This is a genomic window from Ahniella affigens (genome assembly GCF_003015185.1).
Lineage (GTDB): Bacteria > Pseudomonadota > Gammaproteobacteria > Xanthomonadales > Ahniellaceae > Ahniella > Ahniella affigens.
Genome location: NZ_CP027860.1, coordinates 956,820 through 974,339, shown reverse-complemented (window position 1 = coordinate 974,339; position 17,520 = coordinate 956,820). Strand labels below are relative to the sequence as shown.

General features: G+C 60.5%; 13 protein-coding genes. 8 read left to right on the top strand and 5 right to left on the bottom strand.

The window, feature by feature from the left end; genetic code table 11:
- Window positions 1–14: 14 nt before the first annotated feature.
- The 3 genes from C7S18_RS03625 to gloB form a co-directional block, all read right to left on the bottom strand.
- Window positions 15–2,483: a TolB-like translocation protein gene (locus C7S18_RS03625; protein ID WP_106890261.1), complete on the bottom strand. Its 2,469-nt coding sequence runs from the start codon at window positions 2,481–2,483 to the stop codon at window positions 15–17.
- 450 nt (window positions 2,484–2,933) lie between these two features.
- Window positions 2,934–4,361 carry a transglycosylase SLT domain-containing protein gene (locus tag C7S18_RS03615; RefSeq protein WP_106890259.1) on the bottom strand — a complete coding sequence of 476 codons (1,428 nt, stop codon included), beginning with the start codon at window positions 4,359–4,361 and terminating at the stop codon, window positions 2,934–2,936.
- Complete coding sequence (gene gloB, locus C7S18_RS03610; RefSeq protein ID WP_206207971.1) at window positions 4,351–5,148, bottom strand: hydroxyacylglutathione hydrolase; 798 nt, start codon at window positions 5,146–5,148, stop codon at window positions 4,351–4,353. The genes C7S18_RS03615 and gloB overlap by 11 nt, the downstream gene beginning before the upstream one ends.
- Before the next feature lie 96 nt (window positions 5,149–5,244).
- Between gloB and C7S18_RS03605 the strand changes: the two genes are divergently transcribed.
- From C7S18_RS03605 to C7S18_RS03590, 4 genes are all read left to right on the top strand, one after another.
- The gene (locus C7S18_RS03605) at window positions 5,245–5,925 is read left to right on the top strand and encodes a hypothetical protein (protein ID WP_106890258.1); all 681 of its coding nucleotides are present in this window, start codon (window positions 5,245–5,247) and stop codon (window positions 5,923–5,925) included.
- Window positions 5,922–6,368 (top strand): ribonuclease HI, encoded by a 447-nt coding sequence (gene rnhA / locus C7S18_RS03600; protein ID WP_106890257.1) that lies wholly within the window; start codon window positions 5,922–5,924, stop codon window positions 6,366–6,368. The genes C7S18_RS03605 and rnhA overlap by 4 nt, the downstream gene beginning before the upstream one ends.
- Window positions 6,368–7,087 carry a DNA polymerase III subunit epsilon gene (gene dnaQ / locus C7S18_RS03595; protein WP_106890256.1) on the top strand — a complete coding sequence of 240 codons (720 nt, stop codon included), beginning with the start codon at window positions 6,368–6,370 and terminating at the stop codon, window positions 7,085–7,087. Before rnhA ends, dnaQ begins: the two co-directional genes overlap by 1 nt.
- Before the next feature lie 275 nt (window positions 7,088–7,362).
- Window positions 7,363–8,667 carry a multiheme c-type cytochrome gene (locus tag C7S18_RS03590; protein WP_106890255.1) on the top strand — a complete coding sequence of 435 codons (1,305 nt, stop codon included), beginning with the start codon at window positions 7,363–7,365 and terminating at the stop codon, window positions 8,665–8,667.
- A 440-nt stretch (window positions 8,668–9,107) separates the two neighbouring features.
- On the opposite strand, the gene htpG is transcribed toward C7S18_RS03590, so the two are convergent.
- Window positions 9,108–11,021: a molecular chaperone HtpG gene (htpG, locus tag C7S18_RS03585; RefSeq protein WP_106890254.1), complete on the bottom strand. Its 1,914-nt coding sequence runs from the start codon at window positions 11,019–11,021 to the stop codon at window positions 9,108–9,110.
- A gap of 79 nt (window positions 11,022–11,100) precedes the next feature.
- A complete protein-coding gene (locus tag C7S18_RS03580) occupies window positions 11,101–11,805 on the bottom strand; it encodes a 2OG-Fe(II) oxygenase (protein WP_106890253.1) in 705 nt (234 codons plus the stop codon).
- Between the two features lie 318 nt (window positions 11,806–12,123).
- On the opposite strand from C7S18_RS03580, the gene C7S18_RS03575 reads away from it, so the two are divergent.
- The 4 genes from C7S18_RS03575 (at window position 12,124) to speE (ending at window position 17,518) form a co-directional block, all read left to right on the top strand.
- The gene (locus tag C7S18_RS03575; RefSeq protein WP_170113084.1) at window positions 12,124–12,795 is read left to right on the top strand and encodes a response regulator; all 672 of its coding nucleotides are present in this window, start codon (window positions 12,124–12,126) and stop codon (window positions 12,793–12,795) included.
- Window positions 12,792–14,723 carry a sensor histidine kinase gene (locus C7S18_RS03570; RefSeq protein ID WP_106890251.1) on the top strand — a complete coding sequence of 644 codons (1,932 nt, stop codon included), beginning with the start codon at window positions 12,792–12,794 and terminating at the stop codon, window positions 14,721–14,723. Before C7S18_RS03575 ends, C7S18_RS03570 begins: the two co-directional genes overlap by 4 nt.
- Before the next feature lie 110 nt (window positions 14,724–14,833).
- Window positions 14,834–16,468, top strand: a complete 1,635-nt coding sequence (locus tag C7S18_RS03565; protein ID WP_146151736.1) for a phosphoethanolamine transferase — start codon at window positions 14,834–14,836, stop codon at window positions 16,466–16,468.
- Window positions 16,469–16,663: 195 nt separating this feature from the next.
- Window positions 16,664–17,518 carry a polyamine aminopropyltransferase gene (gene speE / locus C7S18_RS03560; protein WP_106890249.1) on the top strand — a complete coding sequence of 285 codons (855 nt, stop codon included), beginning with the start codon at window positions 16,664–16,666 and terminating at the stop codon, window positions 17,516–17,518.
- The last annotated feature ends 2 nt before the right edge of the window (window positions 17,519–17,520 follow it).

The following is a 17,520-nucleotide window of genomic DNA, read 5'->3' as shown; positions in this document are numbered from 1 at the left end:
ATCGGCACAAACCTCTATTCAAACCCGTTGATGAACACGCGGTCCACCCCAGCCGGAGTGACATAGGTATCGTACAGATCGCCCGTGAGATCAATCTGGTCAGCATCCAGGTTGTCAACGCCAAACACCAAGCTGTTGCCATCGGCACTGATGCGCGGGCGCGCGATGAAATCGTGATTCAGACGCACGACGTCTGGCCCAGCGAACCATCGCCGCATCCCGGTTTGCCAGTCAACCAATACCCCCGCCATCTTGGGATCGGTCAAGCCATTGTCGGTGATGTAGGCAACTGTCAGACCATCACCCGAGATATCGCTGACCGTGCCGCCCTGAATACCCTGCAAAATTCCGTCTTCACGACTGACCAGCGTATTGGTCGCGGTCACACGATCAAACACAAACACATCGTTACTGCTGTCGTTGTCTTCCGGCACCAATTGGTTGCTGTCAGACATGTAGGCAATGTAGCGCCCGGAATCGGAAATCGTCGGCCAATCCACCAACCCATCATCCACGCTGCCGCCGCCTGAGCGGATCGGCAGACTAGTGATGGCGTTGCTGACTCGGTCATAAAAGCCGAGGCTCTGAAAGCCGCTTTCGACCCAAACGACGAACCGCCCATCGCGGCTGATCGCAGGCCGGGATCCGCGACCAAGGAAGCTCGTCGTCACAAAATCGCGGTCCCGCAAATACACACGCGGTGCACGCGTATCTTGTCCCGGCACCAGATTTCGGGCCTCAGACATGAACGCAACAAACCGGCCGTCGCCTGAAATCCGGCCCCAATGACCGGTACCCGGATTGCCACCCAGGTCAGCGGGATCCCCTTCCGAACTGACATTGATTCGGTCGAGCACCATGCCACTGACGTCAAGACGGCGGGCGTACAGATCACAAACGGACTCCAGGGTGACCGTGCTGAGCTGTTCGCACGACTCGAACAATGCATAGCGCCCATCGGCCGACAAATCGGTCGCGGCCGACGGCAAGGTTGTCTGCTCGCCCTGGTTGGTCAAGCTGATGCGCGTGGTCTGGCCCAATTGCCGATCGCGCAAGAACACGTCTTCAACCTGATTGGTGTCGTTCGGCACGAGATTGGACGCCAGAGAGCTGAACAGCACGTAGCGACCATCGCCACTGATGGCGTGGTGGCGCCGCCGCAAGTTGTTGGTGTTGCTGTAGATGCCGACCCCAACCCCACTATTGCCGTTGGCGGCGAGACGGGGTGGTTGGCTGTCCATGGGTCGACTGAGCCACTCCTGCTGGCCCAGTACTTCAACCCGCAGCATCACATCGCTCAGCGCGTTCCGATCCGCGCTCGAAACCGGCCGCTCGGTTACCGAAATGACGCTCGCACCATCGCCCGAGACCGCTGCTGGCGTGCCAAACGCGGTCGTCGAGAACTGCAAATTCCAAGAGTTCAAGTTGTAGCGTTGTTGCTGTGGTCCGCCACTGGCAGCGTTTGGCACCACCGCAGCCAGAATCGTGCGGTTGGGGGACAACACTGGCGCTACGCCCGGTGTGCCTTCAAACCCGATCAATGGCAAGCGGGTCGTCCCACTTATCTGGCGAAAATAGTAGCCGCCTACTTCGAAGCCGGGAATTGCGCTGTCTGGGAAGGCGTAAAATATGAGCGACTGGCAATCTCGCAATTGATGGTTGGCCGAGGCAACACTCACCAGTTGCTCGCCGGCATTGCCCACACTCATGCGCGTCGTCACGCCGGTCTGCGTGTTGCGAATGAAGTAGTCGGTGCCGAAGTTGGTATCGCCACTGACATACTGGGCCGAAAGCGATTCGATCGAAACGCAGATCCCGTCAGCACTGATGTTCACATGACTCGGCGGCGCATCGGTCACTTCCGATCCTGAATCAGAGACCGATACGCGCGTCACCGATTGGTTAGTGAGATCGTAGAGGAACGCATCGTCGAGTCCGTTCTGATCGCCAGCCACCCAGTTGCTGGCCGCTGACAAAAATACAATGCGCTGACCACCGGCGCTCATGCGCGCACCATAGCTCGGGCCGTTCGCTTCGCCGCCGGGCGGTGTCAGGCGCTGCAGCGCACCCGTGCTTTGGCGAAAGACGAACAAGTCAGACACTCCGTTCTGGTCGCCTGGAACCAAGTTGTCCGCTGCCGACGTAAACACGATCCACTCACCGTCGTGACTGATGTCTGGTTCTGAGCTATCGCCATTGGCCGGCGTCCCCCCGGCAGTAGACACCAGCATCAGGCCGCTGGCGTTCCAAAGAAAAACATCGCGGAGCCGATTGCTATCGCCACTGACCAGATTTCCGGCCGTCGACTCAAACACCACGTTCAGCATCGTATCGTCGCTACGCGGATTTCTGCTTTCGCCCGTGCTGGTGGCGAGATCGGCAAACGCGGGCGCCGAAACCAATGCGTAAGGCGTATCCGCCGCCGCATGTGGCATGCCGAGAATCGTTGTTGCCAGTGCGAACCAAAGCGACTTCTGTTCCATGTTTATGACTCTCACTGTTCGCCTAACGCTGATGTGGTCACACCTAGGGACGGTCTGAATCAGTCCATCCTGGACTTTCAGACCCGCATTGAGTCCGGCACATGTCCGGACTCAATGCCCAGAATCAAGCACTTGCGTGCTCGATTCTGGGCGGGCCATCCCTGGCGCGCATCGCCTCTGAACTTGTTCAGAGGCTCCCTAGTGCCAAACTGCTGCATCCATTGACTGAGAAGCGCTTCCAGCCGTGCGACGCCTGGCCCTCAGACGGTACTGACGCGCATACCGATCCGAAGTCGACGCGCCGTTAGCGCCGTCTCGTAAAATGAACTGTCACATTGCACTCGGAATTCTGCCCCCGCAGCGATCACTTCCGGGTATCACCCAGATGCCCCAGAACCCGTCCAGAGGCGACGCAGGGTCGGCTACTTGCTTGCAGGACAAGAGCGCTCGCTAGTCTCTCGCCCGGAGGCGCAGCCATTGCCCAGGCTTGATTAGCGCTTTCTTCCCGAGGCCGTTCCACTCGATCAGGCTTTGCACCTTGACGCGATAATGCCGGGCGATGCCCCAAAGCGTGTCGCCGGCACGGACGCGATGGCGTTCGGCTGCGCTGGCGCCATCGCTGGCCAACACTTTGGGCTGCCCGCTACCGGTTGGCAGCCAGATTTTCGCGCTGCCGTCCGAATTGACCCGCGCATAGACCTCCTGACTCAGGCCTGCTTCCAAAGCGGCTTTTGCGCGCGCGTCGGCATCCGCCAGTTGGACTTGCTGCCAGCGTGCGCTGTAGGTCGGAGACAGCGGCGCCAAGGCGGCCAGCAAATCATCCTCAGCGAACTTCGGCAACAGCAGTCGATACTCCGGAAACCCCGGCGTGTGCGTGCCATATAGTCCCGGGTTGAGCTTGTGCAGCGCGGTCACATCCATCTTCAGCAAATGCGCGAGAAAATCGAGTGGCCAGGCTTCGGGCAGGTTGACCGACGCCAACTCGCGCCCAGGGTCCAGTGGCGGCAACGTCAAGTTGAACCGTTCAGGTTGGTCAATCAGACAACCCAGCGCCCGCAGTTTGGCGTAGTGCTCAATTGTGATCGGACTCAGGCCTTTCGGTTCGGGCAGCAGCGTGCCTTTGGGGCCTTTGAGTGCACGCTTGACCCGGTACTCGCCAGCATTGAATGCCATGTTCACCAGTTTCCAGTCCTGGTCGAACTGCACGCTCAGGTAGTTCAGCAGTTTCATTGCCGCGAAGGTAGATTGCGCAAAGTCCAGGCGGCCGTCGTATTGCGCCTTCATGGGTGCGCCGAAACCGCGCGCCGTCTGCGGCATCAATTGCCAGATCCCGGCCGGCCAATCGCCGCGGCTACGATGCGGGTGGTACGTGCTTTCGACAATGGGCAGGAAGATGAAGTCGATTGGCAGATTCGCAGCGCGGAGCTCACGTGCGACGTATTGCATCAGCGGCGAAATCTGATTCAGCGTTTCTTGGAAGCGGGCCGGATATCCAGCGTATTTGCGGGTCCACCGACTGCTTAGCGCATCCTCATTGCTGCAGCGGGTGAACACCAGTTCCTGCCGAACCGAGTTCCAGAAATCAGGGGGTGGCAACGGTGCGGACGGGTCGGGCTCCAGGCTGTCCTGATGAATGGCGACGGCCGCCATGTCGGCCGGCGACGTCTCGTCGTTCACAACGGATGTGGTGGCCCCGTGGTCTCGCTCCGGCAATGGCGGCGCCGTGTCACTGGGTGAGTCCTGCGTCGCTGCGATATCAGGACGCGCCACCGGCGCGGCACAGGCACCCAGCATGATCAGCGCGAACGCGAACAGGACACGGGTGACATCACGGCGCGCCGAGCGCGCACCGTTGCAGATCAAATACTCAGGCATCATGACGCACCACGTAGCGGTTCTTCCAGCCCCGAATAGCGACAAAAACCGACTCCGGGTCGTTCAGTGTCTGCTGCAGGCAGGCGCTGGCCGCTGCCTGCAAGCCCGGATCCGCCACCCGCAGAAACGGATTGCTGGCGCGTTCCTGGGCCACTGTGACGGGCACCGTTGCCAGTCGCTCGGCGCGCATCCCGCGGGTCGCGCGATAGCGTGTGTTCACCAGTTCAGAATCCGGCTCAAGCGCCAACGCAAATCGCAGGTTGTCGAGCGTGTACTCATGCGCCGGAAACAACACCGTTTCGGGCGGCAGCGCCGCGATGCGCATCAGGCTGCGATAGAGCGCTGCGGGCTCGCCTTCGAAGACGCGTCCGCAGCCACCGGCAAAAATCGTATCGCCGGCAAACACCCAGTCACCCAACCGGTAAGCCAAGTGCGTGCGGGTGTGCCCCGGTACTTCCCAAACCTCAAAAGGGCTCAACATGCCCCGAATACGGAGTTGATCGCCCTCCCGCACGCGATGGGTCGCCGGAATCCGTTCATCATCCGCCCCAAAAACGGGACAACGGTAACGGTCGACGAGTGCCGCAACACCGCCGATATGATCCGGGTGGTGATGCGTCAGCAGGATGGCCTCCAAACTGAGGCCGCGACGATCCAGTTCGGCGCTGACGCGGTCGGCATCGCCCGGATCGACGGCGACGGCTTTCCCAGCCCGGATGAGCAGCCACAGATAGTTGTCCTGCCAGGCCGGCAGCCCGATCACCATGGTCTGATCAGGCAACGTACGCATGGGTGCCTGGGAATGGGCGTCGGTCATATGCAAGGCGATGGCTGTGTTCAGCCTTGGTTTGTATCACAATCCGCGTTTGCCGCTTTTTAACGACCCATGGCCGAACCCCACCCCCTCCCCGACCTGAGCCACTTGTGCACGCGCGAACAGCGCGTGCTGGGAGAGGCACTCGCCGTGCACGACCGGGTGCTGTGGCTGGCCGCCGGGCAACAACCTGAGGCGAATCCTGCTTGCCTGGCGCTCCGTTTGGGCGAGCACAATACGATCGAAGGCGATCTGTGTGCTGCGATTGACGCCTGGCCCATTCGCGATCGGAGCATGGATCAGGTAATTCTGCAGCACAGCCTCGATTTTTCACCGCTCGGCGCGGTGGTGATTGGCGAGGCGCTGCGCGTGCTGAAACCAGAGCGTGAGCTGTGGATCACGGGATTGGGCCGACTGGGCTGGCAGCGGTGGCGCATGAGTTGGCAGGCCGGCCGGGGTCACCGCCCGCACCCGCCGTCGTTGAATCAATTGCGACTATTGCTGATGAGCCACGGTTGCGTCGATCTGCAGGTTCAGTGCTTTCAGAATGACGCGTTGGCGGGCAGTGCCAGCATGTTTTCCGATCATTATCTGTTGCGCGCCCGAAAACGGGAAATCCGGCCGATGGCGACTACCCATCGTCGCGTGCGCGTGCTGAAATCTAGAGCTGGCGTCTGGTCGCCCAGCGCCCGCAACTTGCGCGAACTCGATGCCGACTGGTCTGGCCGCGACCCATCAAGGCTTGTTGCATGACAGAAACTGTTTGGCTGTTCACCGACGGGGCCTGCTCCGGCAACCCGGGCCCTGGCGGCTGGGGCGCTTTGTTGCGCTACAAGAAGCAAGAGCGCGAGCTGTCCGGCGCGGAACCCGACACCACCAACAACCGCATGGAAATGATGGCGGTCATCATGGGTCTGCGCGCGCTGACCCGGCCGTGTCGCGTGCAGGTCGTCAGTGACTCGCAATACGTCATCAAGGGCATTCAGGAATGGCTGCCCGCGTGGCGTCGCAACGGCTTCAAGACCGCTGCGAAGAAGCCAGTTGCAAACGAGGACCTCTGGCGCGCGCTCGATGCCGAAGTCGCCAAGCACCAGGTCCAATGGCAATGGGTGCGTGGGCACGACGGCCATGCCGAAAACGAACGCGTCGATACACTAGCGCGCGCGGCCATTGATCAACTGCGGGAGGCCAGCTGATGCGGCAGATCATTCTCGATACCGAAACCACCGGCCTCGATGTCAGCAAGGACCATCGCGTGGTCGAAATCGGGTGCGTCGAAATCATCGAGCGCCGCAAAACCGGGCGCACCTTTCATTCCTATTTGAACCCAGAGCGCGCTACCGACGCGGGTGCGCTGGCGGTAACGGGGCTCAGCGACGAGTTCCTGGCCGACAAACCCAAGTTCCGCGATGTGGCCAATGAGTTTCTGGCTTTTGTCGACGGGGCGGAGTTGATCATCCACAACGCCGCCTTCGATATCGGCTTTCTGAACGGCGAACTCGCCAGGCTCAATCGCGGCGAAACGCCGCTGGATCAGCGCTGCAGCGTACTCGACACGTTGGCGATGGCGCGAGAAAAGTATCCCGGACAGAAAAATTCGCTCGATGCGCTCTGCAAACGCCTGAACGTCGAATCCGCCCATCGCACGCTGCACGGCGCGCTGCTCGACGCCAACTTGCTGCTCGACGTGTATCTGGCCATGACCGCCGGCCAGGGCGAGATTCTGTTTGCTGGCAACGAGAGCGAAAGCAATCAAAGCGCGGCATTGGACTTGGGCCAGGTGGCGCCGATGCAACTGCGGTTGCGCCGGGCCGATGCGGCCGAAACCCACGCGCACCAGGGCAGACTTGCCGCCATCGACAAGGCCAGCAAGGGCAAATGCGTCTGGATCGCGCTGGAGCGCCAGTCTGGATGAGGGCCAATCCAGTCTCGCGCAAGCGTCGACCGGCTCTTGGTGCACGCGTGCAGAAGGCGCCCTTCAGGCGTTTTCTCACTCACGTTCCCGGCGTCGCGATGGGGGCAATAATCGATTCAAGGCCTGCAACTTCCGCTCCGAGTCGACATCGAACTTGAGCGGTCAGCCTAAAGAATCGATGTCTGCCCCTTTCCGCCACCCTGGGTTTTGGCATAATCGGGTACAGATCGCCCTCACCGGCGTCACCAACCCACCATTGATCGGGGAGATGCATCATGCGGGGCTTGCTCATTGTCGGCATTCTGGCGTTCTATGCGCCCATTCTCAGCGCCCAGCAATCGGTCGCTGAAGTCGAAGCGCACAAACACCTGGGTGTGGCCAGCTGCGCCAGCAGCGTCTGTCATGGCCAAACCAAGACCCCGAAAGACGCCAAAGTGCAAATGAACGAGTTTGCGCTGTGGCAGGAATTCGATCCGCATGCCAAGTCCTACGACGTTCTGCTGAACGCCAGCTCGAAGGCCATTGCCAGCAAGCTCGGCATCGGCCCGGCCGAAAACGCCAAGATCTGCCTCGATTGCCACACGGACAACGCCCCGGCCGCAATGCGCGGCGAGCAGTTCCAGATCGACGATGGGGTTGGCTGCGAGGCCTGCCATGGCGGCGCCGAGAACTGGATTGCGTCGCACACCAAGGGCAGCCATGCCGACAATCTGGCGGCCGGCTTGTTTCCGACCGAAGACCCGGTCAAGCGCGCTGAACTCTGCCAGAGCTGCCATGCCGGCACCAAGGACCGGATGATCACGCATCGGATCATGGGCGCAGGGCACCCGCGGCTGTCGTTTGAACTCGACACATTCACCTGGCTGCATCCCCATTACACGGTCGATGCCGACTACGAAACGCGCAAAGGCCGCTTTGACGGCGTGCGCGACTGGGGCGTGGGCCAGGGCCAGGCCGCGGTCAATCTGATCGACATTCTGCTCGACAAGAAAGTCGGCTGGCACGGCATCTTCCCGGAACTCGTGCTGTTTGACTGCCATGCGTGCCATCGGCCGATGTCGGGCAAAAAGTGGGGACCGCGGCAAGGCACGGGCCTGGGCCCTGGCGTTGTACGCTTGAACGATTCCAACCTCGTGATGTTCCGGCATGTGCTGGCCGCAGTGGACAGCAATGGCGCCAAGCGCGTGCTGGATCAGACTCGCGCGCTGCACCATGCCACCACCGAAAGCCTTGCCGCAACAGATACCGCGGCGCGCAATCTACGGCAGACGGTCACGGGGCTGCTGCCGGCCGTAGGCCAGAAGAATTTCGGCGTCGAGACGCTCGGCACGATTCTCGGCAGTATCGTTGCAGATGCCGATCGCGGCGAGTTCCGCGACTACGCGAATGCGGAACAGGCGGCCATGGCGGCGCAGTCTCTGGTTGTCGCGTTTGAAAACGCGGGGCTCCTGGATGAGGCTGCCACGAATCGCCTGCGCGCGCGCTCTGACGCGGTGTTGGATGCGGTGGCCAACGATGAGAACTACACGATGGCTCAGTTTGTTGAAGCCTTGAAGGCGCTGCGGGCAGCGGCGCCGTGATGTGATCCCCGTGTAGATAGGCTCCTAGGCCCGAACCAATCTTGCACCTCGCTGAACCTGGGGCAAGACTGGTTCGCGGCTGAAGCCGCTCCTACAAAAACCGCTACCCCGACCCAAGCTTGCGGCAAGTTCACCTACCGTTTGTAGGAGGGCCGTCAGGCCCGAACCAAGCTTGCGGCAAGTTCACCTACCGTTTGTAGGAGGGCCGTCAGGCCCGAACCAAGCTTGCGGCAAGTTCACCTACTGTTTGTAGGAGGGCCTTCAGGCCCGAACCAATCTTGTCGCATCACCGTTCGCGGCTGAAGCCGCTCCTACAAAAACAATCGCTCCTACAAAAACCATCGCCCTGAACCAATCTCGCGCCACGCTGACCATGGGCAAGATTGGTTCGCGGCAAAGGTGGTTCCAACAACCACCTTTTGGCTTGCGGCCCTCGCGAATCAAGCACCCAACAGTCGATTCACCCGGCGGACATATTCAGCCGGATCATCCAGCTGCGCGCCTTCCAGAATCTGCGCCTGCTCCAGGAGCAGGAACGCGACATCAGCAGCGTGCTCGCCCTCGGTGCCAGCCCGTTGCACCAGCGGGTGCTTGGCATTGACTTCGAGAATCGGCGCGCCATCCGGCACGGCTTGGCCCGCGGCTTTGAGCATGCGCTTCAGGTGCATCGCCATATCGTACTCATCGACCACCAGGCACGAGGCCGAATCCGTCAGCCGGCGGCTCAGCTTCACCTCACGTACGCGCTCGCCGAGATGGGCCTTGATTTGCTTCAGAACCGGCTCGGCATCCTGCTCGGCCTGCTTCTGCGCGGCTTCCTCGGCTTCGTCCTTCTTGCCGAGATCAAGGTCGCCCTTCGCGACGTTTCTGAGCTTCTTGCCTGCGTACTCGCTGAGGTAGCCCATCATCCACTCGTCGATGCGCTCACTCATCAGCAGCACTTCAAAGCCCTTGGCCTTCAATTGCTCCAGTTGCGGGCTGTTGGCGGCAGCTTTGTAGCTGTCGGCGGTGATGAAATAGATCGCTTCCTGACCTTCGACCATCCGCTCAATGTACTGGTCGAAACCCACGGTCGGGGCATCGCCTTCCGACTTGGTCGATGCAAACCGGAGCAGCTTGGCAATGCGCTCGCGGTTGCCGTGATCCTCGGCCACGCCTTCTTTCAGCACGGCGCCAAAGTTGCCCCAGAATGTCTTGTACTTGTCGGCATCATCACTCACCAACTTGTCGAGCAGGTCCAGTGCCCGCTTCACCAGACCCGAGCGGATCTGCTGCACCATGCGGTTTTCCTGCAGGATCTCGCGCGACACATTGAGCGGGAGATCATCGGAATCGACGACGCCGCGGACAAACCGCAGGTAGGCCGGCAGCAGCTGCTCGCTCGCATCCATGATGAACACGCGGCGGATATAGAGCTTCAGGCCCTTGCGCTCGTCCCGGCCAGAATACGCCAGATCAAACGGTGCTTGCGTCGGCAGATAGATCAGCGACGTATAGCTCTGATTGCCTTCGACACGGTTGTGCGTCCAGGCCAGCGCCTCGTCGTACGCATGCGCGATGTGCTTGTAAAAGCCCTGGTAGTCCTCGTCCTTGAGCTCCGACTTCGGGCGCATCCACAGCGCCGACGCGTGATTGACCGTTTCCCATTCGGTCGATTGCGAAGCCTCGGCCTCTGCTTCGTCTTCGCCTTGCTTTTCTTTCAACATGCGGATTGGGAAGGCGACATGGTCAGAGTATTTGCTAACCAGCGAGCGCACACGCCAAGGCTTCAGGAACTCGTCTTCTTCCGGCTTCAGGTGCAGGATCACCGCGGTACCGCGGGCGGCGTCGGTAACGGTGCTGAGTTGGTATTCGCCCGTGCCCGTTGATTCCCAGCGTACGGCCTGATCGTGAGGCAGATCGGCGCGACGGCTGATCAACGTGACTTTGTCGGCCACCACGAACGCGGAGTAGAAGCCGACGCCAAACTGACCGATCAGCTGCGTATCCTTCCGGGCATCGCCAGACAGCGATTCCAGAAACTTGCGCGTGCCGGAGCTTGCGATCGTGCCGATGTTCGCGATCACTTCGTCCTGGCTCATGCCAATACCGTTGTCGCGGATCGTGATCGTGCGGGCCGCCTCGTCCAGACTGATTTCGACGCGGAAATCGGCATCGCCAGCGGCCAAATCAGGCTTCGCTAGCGCCTCAAAGCGCAGCTTGTCGCAGGCATCGGAGGCGTTCGAGATCAACTCGCGCAGGAAAATTTCCTTGTGCGAGTACAACGAGTGCGTCACCAGCTTCAGGACTTGTTCGACTTCGGCCTCAAAGCGGCGGGTTTGCGGTTCGGCAGTTGTTTGTGCTTCGGTGGACATGATTCGTTCCCAATCACCAGAAAAGTGATCGGGATGTGGAGGTGTCCGGACGGTTTTCAAGGCCCGCCAGACCGCCTCTTCAGGCCGGGAACAAGTCCTCGGAGCGCCGGAACAGAACCCAGGAGGTGGCAATGTACTTATCCCCGCCTGTCGGTTTGTTGCCGCGGTGAGTGTGCGAAAAGGAGGCCGGGGCCAGGATCATCGCCCCAGTCTTGGGCTTGACCAGGCGCTGCTGGAACAGAAACTCGGTCTCACCAGCCTCGAATTCTTCGTTCAGATAGACGCTCCAGAGCAGCACTCGGTGCAAGGCCTCGCATTGGGTGTCCTTGGCCTTTGGGTACTGCTCACAATGCCAATAGGGGTAACCGCCTTCATCGGCGCGATAGCCCTGTACGTTGATCATCCCGGGCCGAAACGCGTACCGCACAAACGGAATCAGCGCCTCGTCCGACAACCCCTGCAGGTCTTCGGGGCGCAGCATTTTCGTGACGCCGGATTTGGGGTCCCGGGTGCCGATGGCCAGCGAGGCAGTCAGCGCATGGGGGTATTTTCGGAGATAGGCACAGAGGCAACCCATCATTGCGGTATTCAGATGTTCCTCGACGTCCTGCCACTCGGGATACCGGCTGATCGTGATATCGCGGCTGTCCTTCATGCTGCGATCGACCCCCGAACCCACCTCGCCCACTTTCTTGTGCGGGCTCGCTTCAAAGCGGCGGATGATCTGTTGGCAAATGTCCGGGGTGATGACCCCTTCGGTCACGTCAATCAAGTCAGTCAGCATGGGCTTGGTTCGGTTTCAGGCTGGGTAACGACGGAATGATCGCATCTCCGGGCCTGAAATGGCGACGGTGGCGCCGCAGCCCCGTGCTTCAGCCCGTCGCGCGATGGGGCTGAAGGTTTGGGAGCCGGCCGCGCTTCGGCGAGCGATTGAGCTCTTGCCGCACGCAATGTCGCGAAAGCAAGTCTGGCCTGCTGTGCCAAGACCATCACGTGTCGTATTCGCCTCCGTTTGGGCTCGGAATCCCGAGAACTAGGGATGCGGCCTCCCGAGTTCCTGCCGACTCTTGCGCATACCTGTCCACCCTGGTTTGCTCCGGCCATGAACCCGCCCACCCGCTTTACGTCGCTACGCATCGGCATGGTTGAAGACAAGCCATTGCTCCGGGTCGGCGTGCGCCGGACGCTCGAAGAAATTCCGGGCTGGCATCTCTGTTACGAAGCCGATTCGATCGCCGCGGCCCGGATGAAACCTTCAGAGCCGCTCGACGTGCTCCTGCTCGATCTGGGTCTGCCGGACGGCAGCGGGCTGGACGTGATCTCGGATTATGCGCCCACCGGTTGCCGGGTGATCATCTTCTCGGTTCTCGGTGATGAGACCAATGTGATTTCGGCCATCGAGCGCGGGGCGTCCGGCTATCTCCTGAAGGACGCGAGCCCGGAAGAAATGCGTGCGGCAATCCACGATGTGGCACAGGGTGGCGCGCCCCTGACGCCCGCTGTCGCCGCGCACTTGCTGCGCCGGATGCGGAAGCCCGAAGCCAATGCTGCCACCGAACTACCCGGCTCTGGGATTCACTCCCTGACCCCGCGCGAACGCGACGTGCTGATGGCACTCGCCCGCGGCTACAGTTATGACGAGACCGCCCATTTGCTGGAAATTTCCAAGCACACGGTGGGGCATCACGTGAAGCAGATCTACGGCAAGCTCGCCGTAAATTCCCGGTCCCAGGCCGTCTTCGAGGCAGTGCAGGCGGGCTGGCTGCGGTCGTGAGTGTTTTCCGGGCCTTGTTGCCCGCGGTCGTGCTGGCGGTGCTGCTGCTCGCCAGCGTTGCCGTTTTGGACCACAAAGCGCGGCCTGAGTACGGCGCGATCACCGAGGTGGCGGCCAAACCAGCGGTTTGGCCAGATACGCTTCAGCATTTCCGGGACCCAAGCCCTGATCAGCCTTGGCAACCGTTTACATTCCCAGTGCGCGTTTGCCAAGTCCGGTGCACCACGCCCTACACCGCGTGGCGCGTGCAGTTTGATTGGCAGGCTGAGGCACTTCCCGATCCGGCAGTCTTCATCCCCTTCGCGGACGCGAATATCGCGCTCTATCTGAACGGCACGTTGATTGCGCGCGAGGGCGAGATGCAGTCCCCGCCGAGCGTCTATCGCTACTACCCACGCCTCGTTCGCCTGCCCGTAGGCTTGCTGAAAACAGGCCGCAACGAATTGAGCTGGCTATTGACGATTGAGCGTCGTGGAATAGGCGGCGTGAAAGGCCTCTATGTGGCCAATTATGATCCGCTGGCCAAATCCTACAGCTACCAAGAAATCCTAGCGCGCGTCGTCCCACAACTGTCGCTCTGGCTGCAGATCGTTTGCTTTTGCTTCGCGCTCGCAATGTATGCACGCGGCACGCGCGAATCGTTTCTAGGCTGGTTTGTCATGCTGGCACCGATGTGGATCTTTAATACCAGTTGGCAACTGAAACCAGACTGGATCGCCGATCCGACGCTTCGTCTGATGGCGTTCCAGTTGACCTTGTTCGGATTACTCGCGTTCTCGTATGTGTTTGTCCGATCCATCTTGAAGCCGGTTGGCCGCCGCGCCGTCCAATGGGCACTCGGCTACTTTCTGGTCGGCTTCCTGATTGTTCTGATTGCCGCGGTGTGGCCCGGCCTGGACAGCTACTGGCGGTACTCATTGCCACACTTCGCGATCAAGTACACAGCGCTGGTGCTGCTGCCGTTGACGGTCTGGCAACTGGGGCGCTTTCTGCTGAAGGAACGTGATTCCGTCCTGGCCCGCTGGGTGTTCGCCACCGCCATGCTGCCGGCCATTGCCGGGCTCCATGATGCGATACGCGGAAGCCTCGAGCCCATGTCCTACTCGCTTAGCGCTGTGGCAGGCCTTGGCATCTCCATCGCGTTTTGCCTGGAACTCGGCCGGCGGGTGCTGAACAACCATGCCCGTATGGCCAACTACTCGCAAGAGCTCGCCGACACGGTGAAAGCCCGGGAAGCGGAGTTGGCCGCGAATTTCGAACGCGTGCGCGCCGCTGATCGTGAGTTGGCATTGAGTGAAGAGCGGCACCGCATCATGCAGGACATGCACGATGGCGTAGCCGGTCAATTTTCGGCGCTCGTCCATCTGGTCAATGATCCCAACACCAATCGCGCCGAAATTATCGAGCACGTGCGCGTCGGTCTGGCGGACATGCGTTTGGTACTCGACTCGCTCGCCCAAGTCGATGGCGACCTGATCGAGGCCGTCGGCGCGTTGCGCGCGCGGGTCACGCCAATGTTGCGGGCCGCCGGCATGGAACTGAATTGGCAGATCAAGCCCGATTTGGAGATTCGCGGCTTAAGTCCGGAAGCCATGCTGCATGTACTGCGGATTCTGCAAGAAGCCATTCACAACTCGATCAAACACGCGGCAGCGAAGCATCTCTCTGTAACTGCGATAGCGAATGAGAATTACTATGAGTTCGCTGTTGCCGATGATGGACGAGGCCTGCCCGCAGCGGGCGCAAGTCCTGGACGCTACGGACTAAGCGGCATGCAACAGCGGGCCCAGAAACTCGGCGCAGCTTTACAGATTGAGTCGGCGCCCGGGCATGGCGCCAAAGTCCGTCTGCAACTGCCGATCAGCAGTCGCGCTGCCAATGACGCTCCGGCCGAACGTTGGTCACCAGCGATCTCTGCGAGTCGATAAGCGGCGATCTTCGACACTGCACCTTGCAATGGCTCGATCTGGCGCAACAAACTGCTAACAGCTGGTTCTGGCAGAATTCGCACCCTCTGCTGAATCGCGACATCCAAGCCATGCAACTGAAACGCCCCGAACTCAGCAGTCAGACCATTATTGTTCTGACGAGCCTCTATCTGCTGGTGGCGCTGAATGGCGTGTTTGTCGGCCGCCTTCTGCAAGCCACCCCTGATGGTGGTGTTGGTTTGCTCGACGTGACGATGCTCGCTGCGGTGTTTGTGATTCATATGCTGCTGCTATCGGTAGTGGCTTGGCCGCGCGTGCTGAAGCCTGCGTTCGTCTGCTTGATCCTGATTGCCACGGCAGCCGCGTATTTCATGCAACGCTTTGGCGCGGTGATGGATCGTCACGCCATTGCCAGTGTGTTCGAGTCTGATGCGCGGGAGGCTGGCGAGTGGTTGAACGGCGGCATGATGCTTTGGTTCCTGGGCTTTGGAGTGCTGCCTTCCGCGTTGCTGATTTGGGTGAAAGTGCGCTATCGCCCCTTTCTGTCGGAAGCCGGGCGGCGTATCGGCTACGCTACCGCAGCGGTCGTGCTCTTGCTTGCGGTGGCCTGGCCGCAGTCACAGTCGTTGTCGGCCCTTCTTCGCAACCACGCCGAACTCCGCCACTTTGCGAATCCGTTTTCAGTGCTGAACAGTACTCGGGGCTATCTCAAGCATGAGTTCGCGCTGCCCGAAGGCCCACCAGCACCCTATGGACGCGACGCCCGCGTCGTGCCCGGCGCAGATCAAAAACCGATCCTGCTCGTGCTGGTCATTGGTGAATCGGCACGGTCCAGCAGTTTCTCCCTAGCGGGCTATGCACGCGACACCAACCCCGAGTTGCAGACCCTGCCGCTATTGAAATACATGGACGTGGAATCATGTGGCACCAATACCGCAACATCGTTGCCCTGCATGTTCAGCGGTCTTGGCCAGGATCACTACGATGCCGGCAAGGCACGGCGGCGGGAAAATCTCTTGGACCTTTTCATGCATGCGGGCTACAACGTGCGCTGGCGCGACAACAACACCGGGAGCAAGAAAATCGCCGCGCGCGCCACCGAGACGGACTTGGCCAGCGCGACCCACCCGACCTGGTGCCCTGCCGGCAGTTGTTTTGACGAAATCCTGCTCGAAAACCTTGATCAGGACCTGCCAATGCCGGCGAAGAACACGGTACTGGTGTTACATATGCTCGGCAGTCATGGACCTGCCTACATTGAGCGCTACCCGCGCGAATTCGCACGCTTCACACCCGAATGTGACAGCCCGGAGCTCAGCACTTGCGAACGCGAGTCCATCTTGAACGCTTATGACAACTCGATTCTTTACTCTGATCATGTTTTGGCACGAACCATTGCCTGGCTCGAGACCAAAACTGCGTATCAAACGGCGATGTTCTTTGCCTCCGATCACGGCGAGTCGACCGGCGAGCATGGCTTTTACCTGCATGGCGCGCCAAAGTTCATGGCACCCGATGAGCAAACCAGGATCCCCATGCTGATCTGGCTATCCCCGGATTGGCAGCAAGCACAGGGTTTTGACTGGCAGTGCGCTGCGACGGCGCCGGGTAGCAAACTGAACCACGACTGGTTCTTCCACACGGCGCTCAGTCTGGGTCGCGTGCAAAGCTCGGTCTACGAGCCGAAACTCGACTTGCTGAAGAATTGCTGGAACCCGACGGCCATGCCGTCTTCGCAAATGTGAAGATCGACAATTCACGCAAACTCTGTTGACACGCCGCGCGGAATCAATGACTTGCCAGGAACCGCAGCGGCACTGCCTGATTGGGCTGGCGCCTGAATCCCGGCTGACAGCGCGAGCAACCACCCCCTGATTCAGGCCCTGCCGAAACGCCCCACGCAGACGCTACAATAGCCGCTGACACGATGGGAGTTAGCAATGAGCTTGGATGCAACCTGGTTTTCCGAACCGCATGAATTGTCGGGTTCGGCAATCTCGTTCCGGATCAAGGGTAAGCTGCACGAAGAGCAGACACCGTTCCAACACATCGAGATCTATGACACCACCGACTGGGGCAAGTTGATGGTGATCGACGGCTGCGTGATGCTGACGACCCGTGACAACTTTCTCTATCACGAGATGATGAGTCACCCGGTGCTCTTCACGCACACGAGCCCGAAGCGCGTCGTCATCATTGGTGGTGGCGACTGTGGCACGCTGCGCGAGGTACTCAAACATCGCGAAGTGGAGAGCGCCGTGCAGTGCGATATCGACGAGCGCGTCACGCGGCTCGCCGAGGTGTATTTTCCGGAGCTGTGCGAATCGAACGGCGATCCGCGTGCCCATTTGCTGTTTGATGACGGCGTTGCGTATATGCGCAATCTCGAAGCCGATTCCATCGATATCGTCATCGTCGATTCGACCGACCCGGTCGGACCGGCCGAAGGCCTGTTCAACGAAGCGTTCTACCAAAGCTGCCTCAGAGCATTGCGACCGGGCGGCATTCTGGTTCAGCAGAGCGAATCGCCACTCGTGCATCTGGATCTGATCAAGGCCATGCGCAACGCGATGAAGAATGCTGGCTTTGCCCACTTGAAGACGCTGCCGTTCCCGCAGCCCTGCTATCCGACGGGCTGGTGGAGTTGCACGATGGCGCGCAAGCATCTGGACTTGTCCACATTCCGCGAGCGCGGCGCCGCCACCAAGCAGTTTCCAACCAAGTATTACAACGTCGACACCCACAAGGCCGCGTTGGCGACGCCCGCATTCGTGACCGAAGCGATCGGCGACTGAAT